The organism is Pseudoalteromonas sp. XMcav2-N, from assembly GCF_024124545.1.
Classification (GTDB): domain Bacteria; phylum Pseudomonadota; class Gammaproteobacteria; order Enterobacterales; family Alteromonadaceae; genus Pseudoalteromonas.
Genome location: NZ_JAMXSF010000002.1, coordinates 219,902 through 243,458, shown reverse-complemented (window position 1 = coordinate 243,458; position 23,557 = coordinate 219,902). Strand labels below are relative to the sequence as shown.

Below are 23,557 nucleotides of genomic sequence, written 5' to 3'. Positions count from 1 at the left end.
TTGTGCGCTTTATAACAATAACTGTAGCAATCGTAGCAACTAACTCGGAGTAACTAATGAAGCGCATAGCATATTCGTTGATCGCCGCTGCCGTCGCAGTGGCATTAACCGCCTGTGATGGTGATGATGGTAAACAAGGCCCTCAGGGCGAGCAAGGTGTTCAGGGTGAGCAAGGCACTAACGGTACAAATGGCACGAACGGCACGAACGGCACGAACGGCACGAACGGCACTGATGGTGCTGACGGTGTTGTAGGCAAAGATGGCCAAAACGGTGGCTCAGGCCTGATCCGTATTGCCACAGTGCCAGCAGGCGCTGAAGTCACAGGTTTGTTCCTGACTGAGCAAGGCGATCTGTTCTTCAATGTACAGCACCCAAGCGATGCGAATACATTGGAAGATGGAAACGGACGCCCTTATGACGGCGGTACTGTGGGTGTACTAACCGGTGTTAACTTCAATGAGTTGCCACGCAATATTGTGAGCTCACCAGTTCCAGTGACAGAGTTTGAGATGCAAACGGTTGTGACTGCGATTGGTCAATATCAGATCCTGGGTCAGACCGGTGATGTGTATGCCGATCTTGGCGAAAAAGGCCTGGCCGGTGGCTTAGGTGTACACTACGGTATCACTTCTGGTGACAAGATCATCGAAAATGATAACCCGGACTTCAACGGTTTTATCCCAAGTGCTGACGAAGAAAATACAGGTTACCTGTTTACTAACTGGGAATCATACCCAGGTGGTATGAGCCGTCTTAAAATGAGCAAGAGCGACGCGGGTACATGGAACATTGAAGAAGCCATGATGCTCGACTTTGATGGAGTAAAAGGCACCGCTGCGAACTGCTTTGGTTCTGTTTCTCCGTGGGGCACGCCACTAACATCTGAAGAGTGGATTGTAAGATCTGACGTCGACTCTACTCAACATGCAGAGTGGAATGACCCGGCCTTCACGCGTATAGACAGAATGAAAGAGTTGGTTACGCCTGAATTCCCTAACCCTTACCGCTACGGTTATATTGCTGAAGTGCAAAATCCGCTTTCTGATACACCAGATGTTGTGAAGCATTTCACCATTGGTCGTTACGAGCATGAAAACTCCTTAGTTATGCCTGATGAGCGCACAGTTTACTCCTCTCAGGATGATACTGGTGGCGTACTGTTTAAGTTTATTGCGGATCAACCTAAAGATCTTAGTTCAGGTACGCTTTATGGTGCGAAATTGACGCAGGACAAGGGCCTGAACGATCCGGCTGTGACTGGCTTTGATGTTACTTGGGTTGAAATTGCATCGGGCACCAATGCCGAAATTGAAGCCTGGATTGCTGAGTACGATGAGATCGACACTGAAGACTTCGTTGAAGGCCAGACAAGCTATCTTTCTGTGGCTGACGTAAAAGCCTGGGCAGACGGTGCCGAAACTTACCCAACACTGGCGCAAGGTGGTGGCTTGGTTACGGCGGGTAAGCCTATGGATAACCGTTCAGCATTCCTGGAGTCTCGTCAGGCGGCAAGGCAATTGGGCGCAACAGCAGAATGGCGCAAGCTGGAAGGGATCAGCATCAACTACGATCGCGTAGTAGAAGCCGTAACTGGTCAGGACATGGTTCCGGGCGAAGTGGTTGAACAGGCATACATGTATATCGGTGTTGCCGACATTGACGACACGATGACTGGTGATGAGGGCGATATCCGATTGTCTGCGCGTGTTAAAGATTGTGGTGGTGTTTACCGTGCCCACATCGATAACAACTACAACCTGACTCGTATTGAGCCTGTGGTTATGGGTGGTACGCACCGCTCTAGCCTGACTGGTGCACAAGAGTGTGATGTCAATCAGCTATCTCAGCCTGATAACGTGATTGTTATGCAGGACGGCCGCATCATCATTGGTGAAGACGGTATCCAGGAAAACAACACCCTGTGGTTATACGATCCTAACGCTAAGTAATTGTAAGACTCGCGGTGCCCGTTCGTGGCACCGCATTTTTTTATCCAAAAATGGGCGTCATAAAAATGAAATACCAAGTAATCGGCCTGGCGGTACTCACTGGCCTGGCACTGACCGGCTGCGAAGAATCACAACATCATACTCAAGCTGCCGAACTAATCGCCTCGCAGTCAGCGCATAAAGCTGCACCTTATAAACCGGGTGATGACATTCCGGCAACCGCTTACATGGAGCATGATGAGGTCTATAACCCTGAGTCGGTGATCCCGCCCCAGTGTTACACCAAAACCGATGGCGTGAATAACCCCTGTTATGCCTGCCATCAGTCTTATCAGCAAGAGCCAGAAAGACCCAACGCCATGCGCGATGGGCATTTACAGGGCGTCTATGAATTCTCTGACTTGGGCCTGAAAAACCACTGGAAAAACCTCTTTGTTGACAGGACAGATTTGATTGCAGGTGTGCCAGATAAAGAGATCATGGCGTGGATTAATCAGGATAATTACACCCCGTTTATCGAAAAGCTGAAACAAGACAAACAATGGCGCGGTGAAATAACTCCGCTGGAAAATCTGGCCTATCCGGAAAAAGCCTTTGACGAGATGGGCTTTGCCAGAGATGGGAGCGGCTGGGTGGCGTTTAACTACAAGCCTTTCCCGTCGACGTTTTGGCCCACCAACGGCTCCACGGGTGATGTGATGATCCGTTTGCCCGAAGCGTTTCGCTCAAAAGGTGGCGTATACAATCAGGACGTGTACCTGGCAAACCTTAGTCTGGTTGAGCTGGCATTAAAAGGCTTAGATAAGATCTCAACACCCACAATCTCGGAACAACGCATTGGCCAGGATTTAAATGGCGACAATCAGCTCACCAAAATCAGCGAGATAACGAGGCAATCACATTATGTGGGGGATGCCACAGATGCACTGGCACATATGCTGTACCCCCAGGAAACTGAGTTCCTGCATACCGTACGTTACATTGGCGTGGACGAACATGGTGGTATTTACAACGCGCCGCGTATGAAAGAAGTACGCTACATGAAAAAGCATAGGTTTAAGACCCGCCAGTCACTGAATTCTTCATATCACCGTGAAGAAAAAGAGAAAGAATTCGAAAATCTGCCGCAAACCCTGTATCTGGGTGATCAGGGTATCAACAACACCTTTGGCTGGACCATTAATGGCTATATAGAGGACAAGCAAGGTAACCTGAGACCACAGCATAAGCAGGAGCTGGCGTTTTGTAATGGCTGTCACAAAACCATAGGCTCAACCTACGACCAGACCTTCTCATTTGCTCGCAAAGTAGAAGGCGCACGCGGCTGGGGCTATATCAACCTCAAAGAAATGAAAGATGTCCCCAACAAAGGTGAAACACTCGGCGAGTTCCTGACATACATGAATCGGGTCGGTGGTGGCGACGAATTCCGCCAGAATCGCGAAATGCTGCAAAAGTGGTTTAAAGCAGATGGTACGGTAGACAAAGAAAAAGTCGAGTCAGCTGATAACCTGTACGAGCTGATCACCCCATCAAAAGAACGGGCGCTGGCACTGAACAAAGCCTACAGAACCATAGTGCAAGAGCAAAGCTACCTGTTCGGCCGCGACGCAACGCTGGTTGAAGCAAGCAACGTACTGCAACAAGTAGACGACTCCCAGGCCCCGTTAAAAGAAGAAAACCAACACCAATGGGACATGCAACTTGATTGGGCTAAGTGAGAACGACGATTGATAATCGTCGCAGCTCACTTAGCGCTTTTCATGGATGAAAAGCCGGAAGCCCCCTACAGGGAAGTATTGCCACTCGTACCTTATGAGAACGACGATTGATAATCGTCGCAGCTCACTTAGCGCTTTTCATGGATGAAAAGCCGGGAGCCCCTACAGGGACGTTTAGCCACTCCTGCCTTATGCGACCGACTTGTTTTTTAATTAGTCCCCGGCTCGTTGGCCGGGGTGACGGGAATAGGTGGTTCTGTGAGTTAATTTCAGCCGCTTTAGCGCCATGTGAAAAACTCGTATAAGTTATCCAGCGGTCTTGGTCTGTCTTTGATATACATTGAAAAATTACTTTCTAGCTGAGCTCTGAACTTGCTTTGATGCACCTGTCTGAATATCGTCATCCCGTGCTCGACACGGGATCTATTGGCATACAACACGAGTTTAAATATAGCCTCAAAGTTGAATACGCCTGAGCAACAGTTCTGTGTAATTGAAAGTTGGATGACCGGATTTTTTATTTATCCTGCTCAGCGTGTCCCTAAATACATTGTGACCAGGATAAATAGCACTGCCCATAGTAATGGCCATAACCCGATATCATCGCTGCTTTTAGGTCTGGCCTGAGAGCAGTTAATGCCATCAATACCTTCAACCTGGTCAAAGTCAAACTGAGCAATTGATAAAGGGCATCCGACATGAATTTTGCTATCGGCAGAGCCAGCCCCAAGTGCTACTTCTCTGAATGCCCTGACTTCAATCATAGTAAGCCCCCCTTCTATTTTTTCCATTGGGTGTATAACTGTTTTCGGCGTCAGTTTCAGAAATTTACCTTTGTAGAATGTGGAAAACGCATGCTGCAATATTTTTTCTCCAACATGGAAGTCGGAAAATAACAGCCTGGGATGAGAAAATGGGTTAATGACCTGAATGTCAGGTGACGTGAGCTCATTTGCCTCTTTACCAATGGCTGCAATCACTTTTTTGCCTGATTTTGTCGATTGTAATGCCAGTAAGGGGACATCCTCGTAGATTTGCTTCGTTTTAATATCGGTGATTTTTAACTTGCCTTCCCAAATTTGCACGTATAGAACCGGTGCAAACTTTTTTTTAATCCATATCAGCATATTTAAACCTTCGTAGAGCAAAATCTCAATATTATCACCAAAATAGAACTTAGGGGCTTCGTACCAAGCTAACGCAAACCTGTGCCAGATAAGAGCGTCACTGTGTATCTGATGCTATACAAAGCGTTGAATTGCCTGGTAGGCATTGTCCTGATACTGCTGATTGTTCAGGTCTTCAAATAGCTCTGCCTGATCCCCGATAGGGCCCGTTAATCCCTTTTGACTGGCGTAAAATGTGCCACTTTTTAACTCTTTATCAAACAACCCGATCAGATAGCGCTTCGCACCCTCTTCAACTTTATGGACTTTGCCAAGCCACAGCATAACCTGCATCATGCTCTTCATAACATATTGCTTTACAAAGGAGAGAGAGTTAAAGCCGTCAGTGCCCGTTGTTGCACCCGGGCTCATGGTGATGAATTTCAGCTGTGGATGGCGTCTGGCCATTGCCGACATCCATAATGCCCCCATATATTTGATTGGCCCGTAAGGTATGGTCGCATCTGTGGTGGAGCCATAGAACGACCCGTCACAGATAGCAGCAAACTCCTCGACTGATGAGGTGTTTAGCTCTGGACGCTTCATGCCCATTTCTTTCACGCCCCGGGCGGCTTCTGAGCCTGCATAGAGCGCAACCTGAGTAAGTTTCTGCGCCTTAATTAGCTCTTCTGTCAGTACACTGTGCCCCAGCAGATTAACTGCAAATATCTCGGTGATGCCCTGTTCATTCAGTTTGTTAAACTGTTTACCGCCCGTGCCTCCGGCATTCATGATCAGTGCATCAATACTTTCTGATAGCTGTTGCACGGCGGAACGCACCGAACTTAAATCGCTGACATCGAGTTGGATAATTTCAAAAATACGCTTGCCCGTCTGTTGTTCCAGTGTCATCTTAGCTGCTTCAGCTTTGTCACGGTTGCGACATCCCAGGTAGATCTTTTCAATGTCCGGATACGCAGCAATCTGCTTTGCTGCCTCTTTACCTAAGCCTGCATTTGCGCCAGTGATTAATACGCGGGTGATCATAATGTGCCTCTTTCTAAATTCGGGTATTGAGTTTATGAGGCCAGAATAGCGAAAAGCGGCTGGCTGCTTTTGATATTTCTTGCGGTATTGAATGTGTATTGTCGGGTTAAAAAAAAGCCTGATAGTTCAGGCTTTTAGTGTTACAGGAATATTTAGGTACACTTTATTGTTGGGGTCCGCGTCATTAAAGCCGCCTGGCAATAACTCGAAATCGGGCTTGTCAGCGTACTCATAACGGCTTTTTGGCAGCCAGCTGCCCCAAATATACCTAAGGGTTTCTTCTAAATTTGCAATGGGTCCTGTATGTGTAAATCTGGCATAAGTTTGTGCAGTCAGTTCTCGTGTGATCAGGCCATCCGGCACGTCATCAAAATTTTCAACCTGGGCTGAACAAATATAAACAAATCGAGTGACGTCACCGTCTTCCTGATAGTTTTCATAGATACCAAAAAAGTGATCGCCTACCCGATTAGGGATTTTGTCACGATAGGGGCGAAAGCCTGACCAAAGCTTGTGCAAGCTGAGATCTCCATCTTCGTATACATTGGCAATCCCCACGATTTTCATCGCAGGTTGTTCAATGATCTCGGGTTCCATACTGATGTTGTTTTGCAAAAATGCCAGATCGTCAGGGCTAAATGGCTTTTTATACAACAAACGAAATGGTTCGTTTATTTTTCGATATTGTGCGGGTGTCATATCGAATAGTGCCTTAAATGCCCGAGTGAATGCTTCTTGAGAATCAAACTGACAGTCCATGGCCAGGGTTAATATGCTCACATCCTCTGTTAACAGTCGCTTGGCAGCCAAGGTTAATCTGCGTTTGCGAAGATACTCTTTTGGGGTGTCGCCTATCAATGCTTTGAAAATCCTACTGTAGTGATATGTTGAATAGTGGGATGCCGCAGCGATTTCATGCACGCTGATTTTTTCATGCAAATTCGCTTCAATGTAGTCGATACTTTTAAAAAAACGATCCATCCCATAGTCCTCTTTTATCTTGGTGGGTATAGTCACACACTGACCGGTGCTGATTGAACGAGGTTAGCTTCCGCGTAACGTTTTAACCCTGCTAATAGTTTGCCAAAGGCGACGGGAAACACCAGTCGAAGCAGCGGGTAAAACAGGTAGGCAAACCATTTAAGCTGCGGCGAGGCAATCCAGATCACCTTACTTTGGTTTTTACCAATCGGCTGCACTGACATCATAACGTGATTCTGCCGAATAGGCACAATGGCAGGGTTGTTAACTGGCAGCACATTAAAAGCGATGGTCTTGTCCGTTTCATTGAATTCGGTAATGACTTCTTTGACTTTCGCACCATTTGGATTGTCACTTAAATTGCAAACACGCCCTTCCATTGGTGCGCCTAAGCGGCTGCTGCCTTTACCGAGTGCTTCTGAATGGGGTATCGGTCCCATCCATAGATGTGCTTTATCAAATTGATGGGCGACTAACTCCCAAACTTGCTCAGCCGATTTATTAATGATGATTGATTTGGTGATCTTCATGATTAGCTCCAGGGGTTTATATTGAAGCCAGTGTAGAAGGTTAGATGCGCACATTTTTGATATTTCTTGCTACGTTTGACAAAAGAAGTGCATGCGTAATCTATCAATTTTCATTGCTTTTTTAGTTTCTTTAAAGCCGTTTGCCGTTTTTAGGAAGGTGAAAGCGAACTCGTTTAAGTTATCCAGCGGTCTCGGTCTGTCTTTGGTGCACATTGAAAAGTCATTCTAGAGCTGGGCTCTGAATTTACTTGATTCACCTGTTTGAATGTCGTTATCCGGTGCTGGACATGGGAGCTGTTGGCATGCGACACGAATTTAAATATTGCCTCAAAGTTGAATACGCCTGAGCAACAGTTCTGTGTAAATGACAGTTGGATAGTTGGATTCTATATCTATTTCAGCATATTGAAACCCTTTTTAAAGCGGGGTTTCTATATTAGCATCATTACTATCAAAACAGGTTTATGGGTTTGGCTTTGACTGAACGGCAACTCACTTGAGTTACCTTTTTAAATGAGCGCTTGTGTACTGCGTTGATAGAAGGGAAAGCAATACATTAATACGGCCTAAAAGAGGTTTATATAACCTCACCGAACCCCAGTAAAAATGTAAGCAATGATGAATAGCTTATGTAGTAGAAATCTTACAGGTTAACTTACAACTACCTATTTTTTAGATAGTTAGAACGAATAACTAGCCAATTAGGATTGCCAATCTGTCACAATTCAATACAACGAAACAGTCGGTTCGATGATAAGTAATGTATTTGCATGCTAAGGTATTTGCGATAGTGGATATGGTAAGCCGCCACAGGAGAGTCATATGCAAAAAAAGACAAACATAAAAATTATGATGTTTATTTGGGCTGAACGGCTCCCGCTTATCTTTGCGTTGGTTATCGGGTTATCGTCTGCAGCGGTGTATTACCTGGTCCTGTTTGCCAGTATGGCTGATACCGAAAGTGCTCTGGTCTGGTTGCTTGGAGTTGGGCTTGGTGGTGCCAGTATCGGATATCTGGCGGGATTGAGTGTCGCTAAGCAAGTATACCGTGAGCAGCAGGGCACTGTACCATCTATAACTGACGGATATGAACAATCGAACGATGGTGATTAGCTTTGGATTGAATAAGTAAACCAGACACTAATGATGTCCTCGGTAAATGAAGGAAATGGAATGAAAAAAACAATAAAAATAATGGCTTGCGCCTTTTTAAGTTTGCTTTCTCTGGGAGCCCAGGCGAAAGCTGACTGCACCACTGATTGCCAGTTGAGCAAAGTGAACCAGTATTTCGATGCGCTGGATACTGTCTCATATAAAGGCTCTACGGTTGCGGATATTGATGCCCTGATTGACTTGATGCACGACGAGGTCAAATACGAGCATATTGAATATCAAGCTAACTTTGACAAACCCGCCTGGCGACGCGCATTTTTACGCAACCTTGAAGGAGGTCGTTACGACAGCCCAACCAACCGCGAGATCCGGGTCTTGCGTACTATCCCTGGTAAAAACCACATTGCTGTGGAGTATGCCTATGGCGTTAACCAGGCTGATGGCAGCTGGCAACAGCAAGAGCCGATGCTGGCCATATTTGGTTTTAAAGAGGGAAAAATCAGCCTGATCAGGGAATTGTGGTAGTGACAAGCGGCGTATCCGGAGTGACGGATACGCCTGTCGTATGTTTATTACGTCAGATAATTAAAAATCATAGCTGATCCCGACATACGCTGTACGCGGCATACCAGGTTGAATTCGGGTTCGGCCAAAGCGCTCTTCGTTTTGCAGCGCATAGGTTTTGTCGGTGAGGTTAGCTATCCGGGCGTGGAGTTTCACGCGCTTGTTGAGCCGATAATTGGCCTTGAGGTTAAACACGGTATAGCCCGAGTAAGTATCAGTATTTTCGACACTCAGGTAATAGTCGCCAATACTTTTGGCTTCAGCTGTTAGTCTGAGTCCCTTGATGGCCTGGCTTGTGTAGTTAAGCCTGAAGTTGGCAACATATTCCGGCGCCATGTGCAGACTGTTACCCGACAAATCTTGCTCCATTGATTCGCCTGTTTCACGGTGAACTCGTCCCTCATCGCGAATGTAGTGACGGAACTCATGGTCGGACTGGCTGTAGGCCAGCGCGGCAGAAAATGCGCGGTTAAACTGGTAGTTCAGCCCAAGCTCAAAGCCTTTATGTCTGACACTGGAAGCATTAACCCGGTAAGAGGCGCCCAGGTCACTGAATGCCGTAACAATGGCGTCGTCCACATCCATCAGATAGTAAGCCAGCTCAATCGACAACGCATCCAGGTTAGCTTTGTAGCCCAGCTCATAGGTATCGGACGTTTCTTCTTTCAGACTCCCCAGCTGTGCACTACTTTGGCGGCTTTTAAGGTGGTACATTTCTGGTGCAGTAGGTAATCGCATCGCTTTGGCGAAGCGTGCGTATACACTTGATTGCTCGTTAAGCAGATAGTTCAGGCTCAGCTTAGGGCTGAGGTGGCTAAAAGTGTCTTTACGAGAGGCAATGGAACGATTGCCAAAGCCGTCGTCTTTGTATTTAGGCAGAGCATTGTCAAATTCGTATTCACTGTGGTCAAAGCGTATACCCAGGGTATAGCTGAGTGCATCGGTAAGATAACCGAGGTGCTGGATATAAGGTGATACACTTTTAAAAGTGGTGGTGTCGTCGTAGAACACATGCCCTTGCGGGTATGTCGCTGCTCCGCGTCCGGTGGTGATTCTGGTGGTGGGCTGAAACGAGTAGGTATCTCCGGACGTATGCTCCAGATCAACGCCTAGTGTCGTTTGAGCACTGTTTTGGTGGGACCAGCTTGCCAGTGCCAACAGGCCGAATGTGGTGACTTCAGTTTCTTCTACCGGCATATTGGGCTGCCAGGTCGCGAGGTGTTCCAACGTGCGATGACGCGCGTAAGGGATAACAGACACACTCAGGTTTTTATCCTCATACAGATATTCAGTGCTGAGGCGCATATAATCTGTGGTTCTGCGGGGATCTAAAGCGATCACTTCATCAGGCAGACCTGACTGAGAGGGATCCTGTTCAAATTGCTCAATGCTGAGTGTGGTCAGGATCTGCTGATCAAGCGATGAGGCAATCAGCGAGGTCGTCAGGCTTTGTTTGTCGTCCAGCTGATATTCATGGCGTACATCCAGCTCGGTTTTTTCAACGGCGTTATGCTCTCGCCAGCCGTCATTTTCCAGATAGGCCGCCGATACGCGCATGCCTCCCTGGTTGCTATCCAGCCAGGTGGCACTGCCATTAAGGCGTGAATAACCATGTTCCCCGACTGTCAGGCCCAGTGAGTTTCTGTTCGCTGAAACTGGCTTCGACAATACATTGACCGTGGCTGCTACCGCGCCTGCGCCATGCAAGCTAGTTCCTGCACCACGAAGTACTTCGAGGCGTGACAGGCCAATGTTACTGCTGGTCCACCATAGTGCATTATGGGTATAAAAAGCTGCCGATTGCAGCGGGATATTATCCTGCAAATATAAGGTGTAGCCATCAAAATTAATGGGCATGCGCACGGCTGCGTTGTGCCCTTGCCCACCCGATAGTTGATTGATTAAAACGCCCGGTATGGTTTGCAATGACTCGGAGATATGCTGCGCATTGTCGTCAGCAATGGTTTGCTCGGATACCTGACCGACACTCAGCGCCAGATCGGTATTGGCTTTGGCTGTACGGGTTGATGTAACCGTGATTTTTTCTATCTGGTCGATACCAGCTGTGTCAGCAGCAGCCAGTGCTGAATACGCCTGTAGCAAGGCGAACGTTAACGCAGAAACAGTCAAACCGGGTTTCATGAAGACCTCATTTTTCGTTCAGGGAGCTGGATGATAATCCTGCCATGTAAAAATGTACAAATTATGCGGTCAGTATACGACGGTGTTTATGTTGTCGATCTTTGTCTGACGGAGCAATCCAAGTCCTGCCACATGATATTCACTTGTATGGTTTAATGATCTCATTCGCGATGCTGTAACTTATTGGCCAGTTGTTGTGCCTGTGTAATTTCATCGAGTGTCATACGCTGTTCCAGATATCGCCTTGTCCACTCAACGCGACTATATACCTCGCTGTCCTGGCGGGTTTGCAAAAAGTAATGACTGTATGCCAGCGCCTGAATATAGTTTTGTCCGCCTGTGTCAGGGTCCAGATATTGATAGCCACGGATCAACTGTAAGGTTGCTTTCTCCCCGCCTAGCAAAGCGACTTGCTCAGTCACCAGATATTTTTGCGCGGTGAATGCTTTCATGCGGGCAACCTGTTCATCTCTGGTAAGTGTGCTGAATTTCAGTGCCTGATGCACTTCTGTCGGGGCAAGTCGCCAAAGTGTATCGGCCGCTTCATCAGAGCCCATTTGGGCTGCTTGCATCAGTTTCTCTACATAGTTCTCATCACGGTTGGTGTCGCCCAGACAGCGCTGATATCGAGCTTTCATGGTTTCGACTATCGTATGTACTTCATCGCGTGATAATGCCTCATCGAGCCATTGATTAAACGCTTTGTCGGTACGGGGTACGTTGCGACATTGGCGTATTTGCATGGCTTGTTTAAACAGTGCTTCAGCCGACTCGGCCGGCACCTGTTCCAGCTCGGGTTGCTGGTGTGTTGTGCTGACAATTGTATTCGTCAGGTCCGGGTGCTGAACCTGTTCGACAACGGGGTTAGCAACTTTGATATGCTCGGCTTTATGCTGATCTTGTGGGTAAAACACCAGCACACAAATAGAAAGGCACAGGCCTGTCAGCAGGCCAATAGGTGTACTACGCATTAAAAACTTACCTTTTGATAAAGGTGCCGCTTCATGGAAGCGGCACCCGAGATTAAAATCCGTTTTTAAGCGCTTTAGGTCGGTCTACGACTTTGCCCTGATGGATCACCGCATGTATTTTTTGTGTATTTTGAATATGTTCAATCGGTGAGGCGTCAAGTATCACAAAGCTTGCCCGGGCGCCCGGTTCTAGGCTGTTGTTAATCCCCAAAAATGCGCCAGCCTGTGTGGTTGTCGCTGCCAGCGCCTGCCAGTTCGACATGCCTGCTTCGGTTAAATTAAGCATTTCCCTGTGTACTGAGTAGCCCTGAATGGTGCCATAATTACCGGCGTCCGTTCCGTTTAAAACAGTGACGCCGGCTTTAACTAATTCGGCCAGGTTGGCGGTTCTTTGCGCATCCAGCTTACGCCACTTTGCTTCTCTGTCTCCCCACTTTTTCATTGTTTCTGCACTTTGGTAACCTGCAATGATGGCTGGGGTTGTCATGGCCTGAAGCAGCTCTGAGGCGACCACTGATTTGTCGAACAGGAAGTCTGTCAGATCGGTATGCACTGTCATGGTCGGGATCACCACCATTTTTGCTGTTGCAATTTTATCTGCCAGTCCTGCCGGGATCGGCGCGCCGGGCATGTGGGTGAATGCTGTGGCGCCTACGTCGATGGCATCGATGACATCCTGCCAGGTTTTAAGGTGGACGATGGTTTTGATCCCGAGTTTGTTGCTCTGTTGGACGATGGCAGCAAAGGTGGCCTTATCAATCGAAGGTTGGTCGTCACTGGGCTGATATACCACTTTAATCACATCGGGTTTGGCTTTGGCTAAACTCTGCACCTGAGCGATAGCCTCTTCTGGGGTCGACATAGTGCGTGTTTCCAGGCCGTATTCTGTGCAATGACCTTTCGGGGCAGTCAGACAAGATAAACTGCTGTAGATATCAGCACCAACAAAGGCGCCTGCTCTTTGCTTTTCCCGTGCGGCTATCTGGCCTAGCTCATGGCCAAATAAGTCTACAAATCCGGTCACTCCGGCATACAGCACTCGTTGGGAGATCTTTTCAGTGCCGGCAAAATCTGATTTAGCATGGGGAGCTCGGTTGCCAAACGCATGAACATGCATGTCGATCAGTCCAGGAATTAGCCAACGATTATTTAGATTTAGAATCTGACCTTTAAAATTGGCCGGAGGCACAGGGTATTCAGCGGCTATCTTGCCTTGTTCAATCAGTACGGCACCACGGCGGATCTCCTGCTGATCGACATCGACAATCTGAACCTGAGTCAGTAGTAATGCATCGGATGACATGACCTGCGTTTCAGCTGCATAGCTAAATCGTGCACTTAGGCACATGATCATGGCACCACCGAGTACGCCTGTGAGTTTGGGTATTATTGTTTTCATTATCAGGATCCTTGAGCAGAAAAAGTGTTTATTATTAGTGTTATATCCAACGTCATAGTGTGCCTATTTAGCAGATACCGCGCAACGTTAAATATGCTGGACTATGCAATGTAAAGGGGGTTGACGCCGCTTAAGAAGGCGCCAGAGCGCGTTCAATATGACTTATTGTGATATTGTAAGATTTATTTTCGTTGCCCGGCTCTTATGTCTCTATGATTGCTGATGAGCCGGTGTTTTACGAAAAATTGGGGTATCGACTGGTTGCACCGAAGAGCTAGGGTATGACCAAGAAATTCCAGCCGCACAATTAAACTCAAGGGTCACTATGAAACAGAATATTGCGCACATCGCACTGGTGGTCAACGACTACGACGAAGCGCTCAACTTTTATGTCGGTAAACTCAAGTTTGAGCTTATAGAGGATAGCTATCAGGCGGAGCAAGATAAACGTTGGGTGGTGGTTGCCCCCCCTAATTCTCATGGTGTTGCTTTATTGCTGGCGAAAGCCTCTAAACCTGAACAAAAACGCTTTGTTGGTGATCAGGCAGGCGGCCGCGTGTTTTTGTTTTTAAGCACTGACAACTTTTGGCGCGACTATGAAGCGATGCAAGCCGGGGGTATTCATTTTGTTCGAGAGCCCGCTGTGCAGGACTATGGCACGGTAGCTGTTTTTGAGGACCTGTATGGGAATTTATGGGATCTGATCCAATATGCTGACGGGCACCCTATGTCTGCCAGATGCGGCTAATTATGGCGGAGTCGTCAGTATCACGTCGAATGGCCAAAACGATACTTACTGCTGAACTTGGGTAAATAGAGTACACTCGCGCAACCATCTGATGTTATTTCTATTTGGGTTACATAATAATGATAAAAGTTGATTACTCTCAGTATACTCAGGCTGAACTTCACGAAGCGCTGCAACAAATACCCCCCGATTCAGAGAATTACCCAGCTCTGATTGCTGCGATAGATGCGCGCCAGGAGGAAGCTGAACGACCCCGGCAACGGACGGAGAAAACACTGCACAGTGCAGAAACGCGTGTGAAGGTCATAGGCTATATACAGCTGCTTGCTGCGTTTGTGATGACAGTTGGGCTGATATTCGGACCCCTTACATCTTGGCAGTCACTCATCAGTGTGCCGTTTATTGTGCTCAGCGCTGCAGCGGGTTATACCGCAATTAGTGAACAGGTAAAGTGGTACTGGTTATCGATACTGAATCAGGGGTTACAGGTTGTCAGTTTTTCTTTTGGAATACTGAACTACAAGTATACGGGGCTCGGTGGGATCCAAATCGGTTTTACCTGGCTAAAGGAGTTTGAACTTTCTTTTGGTATTTTATTTTCTTCCACAGTCCGCTTGACTGGTAACTCTGACGTATTTTCTTTGAACGCACTTCAAATTGATGTACTGGCGCTGGTGTTAATGGTTGCCTTGCTCACCGGGCGAGCCCATCAGCGATAAGTCATCTTAATGTGGCCGCTCAGGCCACTTAAGCTATCGATTATCATTGCCCTTCTTATAGCTTAATAATCTTACTTATTCTTATTGTGAATATGTGATAGTATATCCAGATTGTGGAGTACGAGCGCTAGCCAGTTCAGACTGCGGTGTGCTTAGCTTTTTGATTTAGAAAGGTAAATATATGTTATTTGAGTTGGAAACCTATACCCGCTATGCGAAGTGGCTGGGTCTCGCTGCCATTGGAATATCCGTTCTTGCCTGGACGGTTGAGTTAATGGGGGCCGTATATGTATGTCCTTATTGCCGTGTTCAACGCACAGTCATTGGTTTGCTTGGTATTATTTTGTTTACAGGGGCTGCACGTCATTGGGTAGGTAAATATGCCGCACTGGTATTTGGTTTCTTTGGCGCGGTTGTTGCTGCGAATCAACACTTTATGGGCTGGAAAAAGATTTCAGCTGGTAAGTTTGAATTTAACGATACCCTGATTATTGATCCCTTCTTGCTTTCGGGATTGGCAATGACGGCAATCATAGGCTTGGTCTGGTTGGCCACCACACAGAAAAAATAAGTGGCCAGTCAGGCCAGACGCAAACCTGACAACCCAGCCCCAAGCATTATTCTCCGGGCTGGGTTGCTTTTTAAGCCGGTTTTTCGTCCTTAAGCTTTTCGTCCTTAATAACGGCAACCAGCAGTGCCGGTAAAAAGGTCAGGCTGAGCAGCGTTGAAACTAAAATACCACTGAGTACGATAATTCCCACACCGCGATACAACTCGGTTCCTTCTCCTGGGATCAGTACCAGAGGTGCCAGGCCGAAAATGGTGGTGGTCGTTGACATCAGTATTGGTCTAAGGCGTTTTGCCACGGCCTGCTGGACCGCTTCTTTAACCTTCATTCCCTGCTCCATCACATAACGACGAGTTTGGTCGACAATCAGGATGGGGTTATTCACCACAGTGCCCAGTAAGATCAAAAAGCCCAGCATAGTGATCATATCAAATGGCTGATGGAAGGCACTGAGCCCAATGGCCGACAAGGTGCTGTTAATGCCGTTAACGGTCACCAGCCCTAACAGGCCACCGGCCATACCTAAAGGAACGGTCGCCAGTATAAACAACGGATAGCGCCAGTGGGTAAAAATGGCCACCAACAGCAGGTAACTCAGTACCAGTGCTATGACGAAGTTACCAGACAGAGATGCTTTGGTGGCCTCTAACTGATCTGCTGCACCACTGATGTTGACCTTAATACCCTGAGCAATCTTGCCCTGTTGCCAGAGGTTAGGTAACAGCTGCTGACGGACTATTTGTTCAGCCGTTTCCAGCGCAACGTCTCTTGGCGGGATAATATACACGGTGACGGTCCGGTTACCATCAACACGACGCACGGAATTACTGTTCTTACTTTCAACCAGATCGGCCAGCGCATTGAGCGGTAGCACCTGTCCGTTGGGGGTGATGATAGGTGTTGTGGAGAGCTGCTCTATGGTCTGGCGATTGCCTGAGCCACTGAACAGGAACATGTCGACTTTATCATCATTTAGGATGAACTCATCTACATAAGCACCATCACTCATCGCAGCCACGGCATACCCAAAGTCTCTATTATCCAGTCCCAGTTCTGCCAGTCGTGCCCAGCGAGGCTGGATTTCGATGAGTGGCTGGTCGAGTGTCAGTGATCTGGGGTCGGAGTTGATCTGCGGCTTATCAAACAGTTTATCCGCCTCGGCATAGACAGCTTCTGCTGCACTATAGAGGTCCGTGATGTTTGCACCGGCAATATCGACCGCCACGGCGCGCGTACCGCCATCATTACTGGAAATAATCGAACCCCGAGCAGAGAACGCACGCATTCCCTCGTAACTTCTGAATTTATCTGTAATGGCATTCATCATCTGATTAATATGCTCTGGCTCAACGGGGGCACTTAAGAACCAGATCCGCCCAACTGACACTGACATGGAGTAGTACTCCAGTGGCGGCATATCAGTCTTCCCTGCCAGAAAATCAGCGTTGTCTGTTTGCACAAAGCCATCAAAATAGGCGCGCAGTTCCGTACCTATTTTTTCCATTTCGGTCAGGTTGTAGTTCGGAGGGGCAATCATCATTGAGAACGCCTTAGGTTCTTCACCTTCAGGCAAATATTCGGCAGCGGGCATCAAGGTTGCGGCCAGACCCATAATAACCACGATAAACGCAGCGCTGGCAATACGTGCCTGGGTGGTTGTGCGGGTAAATAGCTGTGATAACTTCAGCCAGTAGGCACCTAGTTCAACCTGACGTTTTTCTTCCAGATCTTGCTGCTTACCAAAGTTTGCCAGTGCAACGGGTACGACAAAAATGGCCACAAGCATGGAGGCAATGATGGCGCCAGAAATGGCAATCGCAATGTCTGAGTAGAGTTGGCCAGCTTCCTGTTGCACGAATAAAATCGGTGCGAAAACTAATACCGTGGTGGCGGTTGATGCCAGTACTGCAGGCCAGACTTCCTTCACACCATTGATGGCAGCTAAGCGTCGGCTGATCCCTTCACGTTTAGCCTGAACGATAGATTCTAACACCACTATGGTGTTGTCCACTGTCATGCCGATAGCAAACGCGACCCCGGCCAGAGAGATAACATTGATGGTGCGGCCAAAACTCATCAGGGCAAAAAAGGCAGCGATGGTACATAATGGGATCCCCATCACACCAACCAGTGTCGCGCGCCCGGAACGCAGGAAGAAGTACATCACCAGAGTGGCCAGCAGTGCGCCTAACGCCAGATTGGTCCAGACGTTCTCCAGTGAGCTTTTTACATAGCGGACATCGTCGCTCAGTAATTTCAATTCCAGGCCATTTTGCACGAGCAACTGTTGGTTAATTTCCTCAACCACTGGCAGCATCTGTTCTTTGATATCAAGTACATTGGAGCCGCTTTCGCGTCGCACCGACAGACGTAAAGTACGCTCTCCGTTTGAATAACTCACACCGCGGGTTTCGAAGTGATCCAGAGTGACGCTGGCAACATCTTTGAGCAGTACATTGGCATTGCCATCTCGTTTGATGATCAGGTTTTCCAGCTCATGAAGTTGCTCAAAGCGGCCAATCACACGCAACAGGTAACGGCTTTCGCCACTTTCGATATCACCGCCAGAGGTATCGCGGTTACGGTCGCGGATCACGGTTCTGACATCACTCAGGCTGATACCACGCTGAGCCAGACGTGCTGCATCGACCTTGATCTGGATTTGTCGTTGTGCACCTCCGCCAATACGAACTTCTGAGACGCCTGTGACGCTTTCCATACGTGGGCGAATGTAATCTTCGGCGTAATCCCGCAGCAGATCCATGTCCAGCTGTAATGGATTGCCGGCTTGCGGTTTAAGCAGGAAGAACATAAAGGCGTTGCTGGAAAAGGAGCTGGAAAACAGCCGTGGCTGGTCGACATTTTCGGGATACGCGGGCACCTGGCTGAGTGCATTGTTTACTCGGATCAGGGCATCGTTGACCTCAACGCCAAAAGGGAATTCCAGCTCTATGGTGGCTTCACCCATCTCGGCAAATGAGATCATGCGTTGCAGATTCGGTAAGCTGCGCAGATAGCGCTCCTGTTCTATCAGGATCTCTTTTTCCACATCTTGCGGGGTTGCGCCGGGCCAGCCCGTTTGTACTGTAATGGTTCTTACTTCCAGGTCTGGGATCATTTGTACAGGAATGTTCAAAGCTGATACCAGGCCTAAAATGGTGGTGATCAGCACCACCACGGCCACTAGGGTGCCGCGTTTTACCGCTGATTCAATCATTGTAGATTCCCTGCCCTGGCGCTGATTTGCAGTTGTGTGCCTTCTTTTAACAGCTCGATACCAGTGGTGATCACCGACTCATTACCAGTCAGGCCTGTTACCGCAACATAGTCTGGTCGTGAAGCCGTGATGGTCACCATTTTTCGTTTGGCTGTGTTGTTGTCGGCAATAAACACGCTGCTGCCGCCATCCGGGTGCTGCTTAACCGCCTTTTTGGGGATCCATACGGCACTGTCTTGTGCACTCAGGAGCAGATCCGCCTGGGCCGACATGCCTGGCGTAAACTGAGCATGGACCATCATGGTATCGGTCAAATCTATGTGTGCCGTAAAGGTCCGGCTGGATGGATCTGTGACGGCAACGATGCGGCTGATCTCAGCTTTGATGGGCTTAGCTGCGTTGATATCAGGCGTCACCATAACCGGCAGTCTGGCGGTTGAACGTAACAGAGGAAAGTACTCCTGCGGGACATTGACCACAATGCGCAAGTCTGATTCTGCGACCAGAGTAAAGAGCTGGTTGCCCGGTGTGACCCATTCGCCCATATCCACAGAACGTTGCCCAATTACACCTGTAAAGGGGGCATACAGCGTATGACGGTGCAGTCTTTCCTGTGCCAGGGCAACCAGTGCTTGTTGTTTTACCTGTTCAGCCTTCGCGTTGGCCAGTGCTGCGGTGCGCTCGCCAATCAGCGTTTGTGCCACACTTTGCTTTTTTGATAGGGCTGCAACTTCATCAAGCAGACGCTGTGCCTCATTGACCGAAACCTCGGCAGCCTGCGCACCGGCCCTGGCTTGTGCCAGATTTAATTCTGCCAGTGTGGCATCCAGCTTTAGCAATGGATCGCCTTTGCTGACGGTGTCTCCCGCATCAACAAGCAAAGCTTCCACTAATCCAGATTCCTGACTGGCCAGTTGTGCGTTATGTCTGGCTTCGACTGAGCCGCTAAGGGTCATTACCCTGGGTTGCTTTGTGGCACTGGGTGTGTAAACCTCAACCTGTGTGGTTTGCGCTAATCCCGCGTGTGAGTAAAGCAACATTGTGGTGATTAGCATGACGCTTGCGGTTACGCGTGCGGAAATATGCATATAAGCCTCTAATGATAATAGTTTTCATTTAATTCTATGGATCTTTTGACCAATAAGCATGCGATTTGCGACTAAACATGAGATTTTTGCTATTTATGGGATTACTGGCCTCCTTTGAGGGTATGGTTGACTGTTCTGCTGCAGACAAACGGTTTGTCTATGAGCAGATCCTTAGCGCCGATTTTGAAGAGGCCAAAACGAACAGAACGTATAAGGTTCGGCCCGATCAGGTATGTGTTGTGGCTAATAAAGCGGCCTCTGATAGCAGGGGGTATTATTTGTATAAGATAGGGCCCCGGACTCGTTATATTAGTGTGCATAACGGTCTGAACGGGCACGTGCAGATGTACGGACCGTTTACACTCTGATGGCAGGTTACCAGGTAATCGCCGAACCATCATAGCTGTAAAACCCACCACTGTCTGATGCCTGCTTACTGTGTATCAGGTCAATCAAACTTTTTGCCACGAAATCAGCAGTAAACAGCTTGCCTGCGGGCACATTTTTTTGAAAAGGGACTGACAAGGCGGTATCAGTTGTACCCGGATGGAATGATAATACACAGCAATTTGGCAGTTTATAACGCCATTCTATACTGATGGTTTTTAGTGCCATGTTCAGGGCGGCTTTGGTACTGCGATAGCTGATCCAGCCACCCAATCGGTTGTCGGAAATGCTGCCAATACGGGCTGACAGTGCGACAAAATAAGTCGGGTGTTTTGCCTTGAGCGCTTTGGCAAAGTGTTTGGCCAACAGTAAGGTCGGCACTGTGTTTGCCAGCAGGTTTTCATTAAAAAAGCCGGGGTCGAATTCCTGTACGGACTTCTCTGGCAGTTTGTCGGGAGTATGCAGCAGCCCCGTGGCATTGATGAGTATATCTACCTGCTGAACCTGCTCTGCTAAGTCGCAGACATCGCATTCCTGACTCGCATCGACCTTAATCCACTTCACATTGTTTAACGTGATCGTTGGCTGTGTGGTTCTATATGTCGCATATACCTGAGTATCGGGCTGCATATTGGCAAAACGTTTAACCAGAGCCTGCCCTATTCCACCTGAACCGCCGACAATTAAGACTTTCACCTGTACTCCATTTTAACCGTTCGTTTTATTATATGAGGATATTAAACGGATCGTAGAACGGATTGGATCTGTCAATGTAGATCGGGTTTTTACTAACTCAATATGTGAAGGGGTGTAAAGCCCTGCTTGGCAGTCAATAGATCACAATTTTACTAACTTATGATTCCATGTAGATCAAGATTTAACTAACTTGGTCAGTATTCAGATCAGTAAATAACTAACTGAATTGGACTCAGATCACGAATTTACCAACTCATGAAGTTCCGTGGCTGATTCTGGTTAAGAAATTGGCTGTTATCTGCTTTTACTGGTGGTGTGTGGTTTATAAATGAGTGATAAAACATGGTGCTGCCAGCCTGAGATCATATTTTTACTAACTTATGCTGCAGTAGGAACGCACCAGAGATCATTAGTTTACCAACTCAGTTTTCCTCAGATCGTATTTTTACCAACTAAAATAGGAACTCAGAAGGATGAGATCATGATTTTACCAAGTGATGGGTTCAGGCAGTGTGCAGAGATTAGCATTTTTACCAAGTAAGGGTTTTATTTGGCTGGCGCTGCGCTGGAAATCGCTCTGATGGGCGGTTTTTTTAAGCAACTTGGTAATTATTTGCTCTGAACTGTGCGCTCCGGTTGAGAGCTGCTTTTTGTATCTATATGATATATAAAAAGATTGAAGGGCTGAATAAAGTTCAGCCCTTCAATCTTCTATGCGACGTGTGACACAGTGATCAGGAATAGGGCGGCCGGAAGTAGGTAAAATAGTGATCTCATCCAGTTTGGCCGAAAAGAGAGTAAGGTGGCCAGAAGCAGCACAGAGAGGGCCATCTGGCCACAAAACATCAGGCTGCCATATCCAACAGCCTGACTGACATCTATCACCAGGGTTAGTAAAAGCATGATCCAGGCTGCAACCAGGTAGCGCTGGCTCAGCGCATGCTCTGGTCGGGTGCCAAACACGGCTTTGTAGTGTGGTGTTTTAGCCAGTGCGAAGGCCATGAAGCTGGTGAAGCACAGTAAGGTCGCGATCAGATACATCATGCAGTACGCTCCCTGCGGACACGCTGTGGTTGCTGTGTAGACTGAAGCTGTTTGCTTTGCCAGAAAAATACCGCAGCGGCCAGCAAGGCCATAGTATCGAACATGGCCAGTGCCCACTGTCCATTACTCACGTAACTAATTAAACTGCCTTGAGTTGTTAGCGCATTGCACAGTGGTAGTGTTAGCCAGGCCAGGGCGTTGACGAGTGCCAGCGTACGCCAGCCTTGCGTGTTACGCCACTTTGCGGCAAACAGAGTGGTGGCCAACCAGGTAAGGAAAAACACCAGTACCTCCTGATCAGCTCGACCACTGTTTGTTACGGGGATCAGGCGATTAGCATAGAAGAATGCGGCGGTTGCCAGTGGCAGTCCCATAATTGCTGCGAGATTGAGTGATTCCACCAACTTAAGACCAAAGCTGACGGGTTGCGTCGGCTTTTGACGTTCCCTTAATCGCTTTGCCCACATCACACAGCCACTGGCAATCATGGCACAGCCTGCGAGGCCACACAAAAAATAGAGCCAACGCAAGCCAGGGGAAGCAAGGCGACCTGTATGCATGGCTATCATACCGCCATATAATTGGGCTGCTGCACTGTTTTCCAGGTGAGCGGTGTTGAGCAGTTCGCCTGTTTTACCAGAGTACAGCCACACCGCTTGCTCGTCTTTTATCTCACTGCGATTTGCGCCGTAAATTTTCATGACAGCTGCCGCATCCCGGGGATGATCTATGATAATGCGTGAAATGGGTTGTTCTGGCCAGTTAGTAAAAAAGTGATCCAGAGACTGGGTAAATGCCGGGCTGGTCAGAGGTTGATGGCTCAGCTCTGGGCGTTGCCGCTCCGGATAGAATTCTTTTCTGAATTCCTTTACTCCACCTTCATAGACGGTTTGCGCCGGATAGGGGAATAACGTGAATATGAGTGTGATCAGACCTGTATAGGTGATCATCAAGTGAAATGGTAAGGCCAGCACAGAGCTCAGATTGTGGCCATCCAGCCAGCTTCGGCTGCCCTTGCCTGCTCTGAACTGGAACATATCCTTAAATATACGCTTGTGTATCACTACCCCAGAGATCAGAGCGACCAGCATAAATAAACTAGCCAGACATACTATCCAGCGTGCTGTGGTGCGATCCATATAGTGTAAGTCAAAGTGCAGCCTATAAAAAAAACTGCCTCCTTTGGATTCTCTGGGTGTCACAGGTACCTTGCTGTCGGCCGCCAGATTGTGGTTTATCCAGCTGGCTTTTTCACCGGGCTCTGGGTAGGGCAAGTGAGAAACGCGTAACAGAGCATTGCGCTCAGAGGGCAGACTGATCCACCAACGCGCTGCGTCAGGTGCCTCTGTATTGAGGCGTTCAAAGCCATAATTCAGCAGTGCCTGCTGCGAGCTTTGAACTTCACTGTTGTGCAGATGCAATTCAGGTTTGCTCCACAAAGTAATTTCCTGACGGAAAAAACTCAGTGTGCCAGCAAAAAATACCAACCACAACAGCCAGCAAAAGAGTAGCCCAACCCAGGTATGTAACCAGGTCATAGAGCGAAAAAAACTGTCTTTCATAG

At 48.0% G+C, this 23,557-nt stretch carries 19 protein-coding genes and 1 pseudogene; 8 read left to right on the top strand and 12 right to left on the bottom strand.

From position 1 onward, the window contains the following. Window positions 1–56 precede the first annotated feature (56 nt). Together NH568_RS03950 and NH568_RS03945 are read left to right on the top strand one after the other, a co-directional pair. Window positions 57–1,952 (top strand): alkaline phosphatase PhoX, encoded by a 1,896-nt coding sequence (locus NH568_RS03950; RefSeq protein ID WP_253044682.1) that lies wholly within the window; start codon window positions 57–59, stop codon window positions 1,950–1,952. 65 nt (window positions 1,953–2,017) lie between these two features. Continuing rightward, window positions 2,018–3,673, top strand: coding sequence for a hypothetical protein (locus NH568_RS03945; protein ID WP_253044681.1), 1,656 nt, complete (start codon window positions 2,018–2,020; stop codon window positions 3,671–3,673). A gap of 530 nt (window positions 3,674–4,203) precedes the next feature. On the opposite strand, the gene NH568_RS03940 is transcribed toward NH568_RS03945, so the two are convergent. From NH568_RS03940 to NH568_RS03925, 4 genes are all read right to left on the bottom strand, one after another. Next, the gene (locus tag NH568_RS03940) at window positions 4,204–4,800 is read right to left on the bottom strand and encodes a rod shape-determining protein MreB (protein WP_253044680.1); all 597 of its coding nucleotides are present in this window, start codon (window positions 4,798–4,800) and stop codon (window positions 4,204–4,206) included. A 114-nt stretch (window positions 4,801–4,914) separates the two neighbouring features. Then, window positions 4,915–5,826, bottom strand: a complete 912-nt coding sequence (locus NH568_RS03935) for an SDR family NAD(P)-dependent oxidoreductase (protein WP_253044679.1) — start codon at window positions 5,824–5,826, stop codon at window positions 4,915–4,917. Window positions 5,827–5,952: 126 nt separating this feature from the next. After that, window positions 5,953–6,807, bottom strand: a complete 855-nt coding sequence (locus tag NH568_RS03930) for an AraC family transcriptional regulator (RefSeq protein WP_253044678.1) — start codon at window positions 6,805–6,807, stop codon at window positions 5,953–5,955. Between the two features lie 32 nt (window positions 6,808–6,839). Then, window positions 6,840–7,337 (bottom strand): SRPBCC family protein, encoded by a 498-nt coding sequence (locus NH568_RS03925; RefSeq protein WP_253044677.1) that lies wholly within the window; start codon window positions 7,335–7,337, stop codon window positions 6,840–6,842. Window positions 7,338–8,159: 822 nt separating this feature from the next. Between NH568_RS03925 and NH568_RS03920 the strand changes: the two genes are divergently transcribed. Both NH568_RS03920 and NH568_RS03915 read left to right on the top strand, forming a co-directional pair. After that, window positions 8,160–8,450, top strand: coding sequence for a hypothetical protein (locus NH568_RS03920; protein WP_253044676.1), 291 nt, complete (start codon window positions 8,160–8,162; stop codon window positions 8,448–8,450). Window positions 8,451–8,510: 60 nt separating this feature from the next. Next, on the top strand, window positions 8,511–8,975 hold the full coding sequence (locus NH568_RS03915; protein ID WP_253044675.1) for a nuclear transport factor 2 family protein: 465 nt from the start codon (window positions 8,511–8,513) through the stop codon (window positions 8,973–8,975). 60 nt (window positions 8,976–9,035) lie between these two features. On the opposite strand, the gene NH568_RS03910 is transcribed toward NH568_RS03915, so the two are convergent. From NH568_RS03910 to NH568_RS03900, 3 genes are all read right to left on the bottom strand, one after another. Further along, the gene (locus NH568_RS03910) at window positions 9,036–11,156 is read right to left on the bottom strand and encodes a TonB-dependent receptor (protein WP_253044674.1); all 2,121 of its coding nucleotides are present in this window, start codon (window positions 11,154–11,156) and stop codon (window positions 9,036–9,038) included. A gap of 161 nt (window positions 11,157–11,317) precedes the next feature. Next, on the bottom strand, window positions 11,318–12,127 hold the full coding sequence (locus tag NH568_RS03905; protein WP_253044673.1) for a hypothetical protein: 810 nt from the start codon (window positions 12,125–12,127) through the stop codon (window positions 11,318–11,320). A 52-nt stretch (window positions 12,128–12,179) separates the two neighbouring features. Continuing rightward, window positions 12,180–13,526 carry an amidohydrolase family protein gene (locus NH568_RS03900; protein ID WP_253044672.1) on the bottom strand — a complete coding sequence of 449 codons (1,347 nt, stop codon included), beginning with the start codon at window positions 13,524–13,526 and terminating at the stop codon, window positions 12,180–12,182. 191 nt (window positions 13,527–13,717) lie between these two features. Between NH568_RS03900 and NH568_RS24170 the strand changes: the two are divergent. The 4 genes and pseudogenes from NH568_RS24170 to NH568_RS03885 form a co-directional block, all read left to right on the top strand. Then, window positions 13,718–13,804 (top strand): annotated as a pseudogene (locus tag NH568_RS24170) (GNAT family N-acetyltransferase); the annotation flags it as partial. Window positions 13,805–13,851: 47 nt separating this feature from the next. Then, complete coding sequence (locus NH568_RS03895) at window positions 13,852–14,274, top strand: VOC family protein (protein ID WP_253044671.1); 423 nt, start codon at window positions 13,852–13,854, stop codon at window positions 14,272–14,274. Window positions 14,275–14,393: 119 nt separating this feature from the next. Beyond that, window positions 14,394–14,993 carry a hypothetical protein gene (locus tag NH568_RS03890; RefSeq protein ID WP_253044670.1) on the top strand — a complete coding sequence of 200 codons (600 nt, stop codon included), beginning with the start codon at window positions 14,394–14,396 and terminating at the stop codon, window positions 14,991–14,993. A 181-nt stretch (window positions 14,994–15,174) separates the two neighbouring features. Next, window positions 15,175–15,564 carry a disulfide bond formation protein B gene (locus NH568_RS03885; RefSeq protein ID WP_253044669.1) on the top strand — a complete coding sequence of 130 codons (390 nt, stop codon included), beginning with the start codon at window positions 15,175–15,177 and terminating at the stop codon, window positions 15,562–15,564. Between the two features lie 70 nt (window positions 15,565–15,634). Here NH568_RS03885 and NH568_RS03880 read toward each other — a convergent pair whose 3' ends face one another. The 5 genes from NH568_RS03880 to NH568_RS03860 all read right to left on the bottom strand — a co-directional run bounded on the left by NH568_RS03880 (window position 15,635) and on the right by NH568_RS03860 (window position 23,555). Next, window positions 15,635–18,778 carry an efflux RND transporter permease subunit gene (locus NH568_RS03880; RefSeq protein WP_253044668.1) on the bottom strand — a complete coding sequence of 1,048 codons (3,144 nt, stop codon included), beginning with the start codon at window positions 18,776–18,778 and terminating at the stop codon, window positions 15,635–15,637. Next, a complete protein-coding gene (locus NH568_RS03875) occupies window positions 18,775–19,866 on the bottom strand; it encodes an efflux RND transporter periplasmic adaptor subunit (protein ID WP_253044667.1) in 1,092 nt (363 codons plus the stop codon). Before NH568_RS03875 ends, NH568_RS03880 begins: the two co-directional genes overlap by 4 nt. A gap of 375 nt (window positions 19,867–20,241) precedes the next feature. Next, the gene (locus NH568_RS03870) at window positions 20,242–20,949 is read right to left on the bottom strand and encodes an SDR family NAD(P)-dependent oxidoreductase (protein WP_253044666.1); all 708 of its coding nucleotides are present in this window, start codon (window positions 20,947–20,949) and stop codon (window positions 20,242–20,244) included. 711 nt (window positions 20,950–21,660) lie between these two features. Beyond that, entirely contained in the window at window positions 21,661–21,993 is a 333-nt protein-coding gene (locus NH568_RS03865) for a DUF3325 domain-containing protein (protein WP_253044665.1), read from the bottom strand. Next, a complete protein-coding gene (locus NH568_RS03860; protein WP_253044664.1) occupies window positions 21,990–23,555 on the bottom strand; it encodes a PepSY-associated TM helix domain-containing protein in 1,566 nt (521 codons plus the stop codon). Before NH568_RS03860 ends, NH568_RS03865 begins: the two co-directional genes overlap by 4 nt. Window positions 23,556–23,557: the final 2 nt, after the last annotated feature.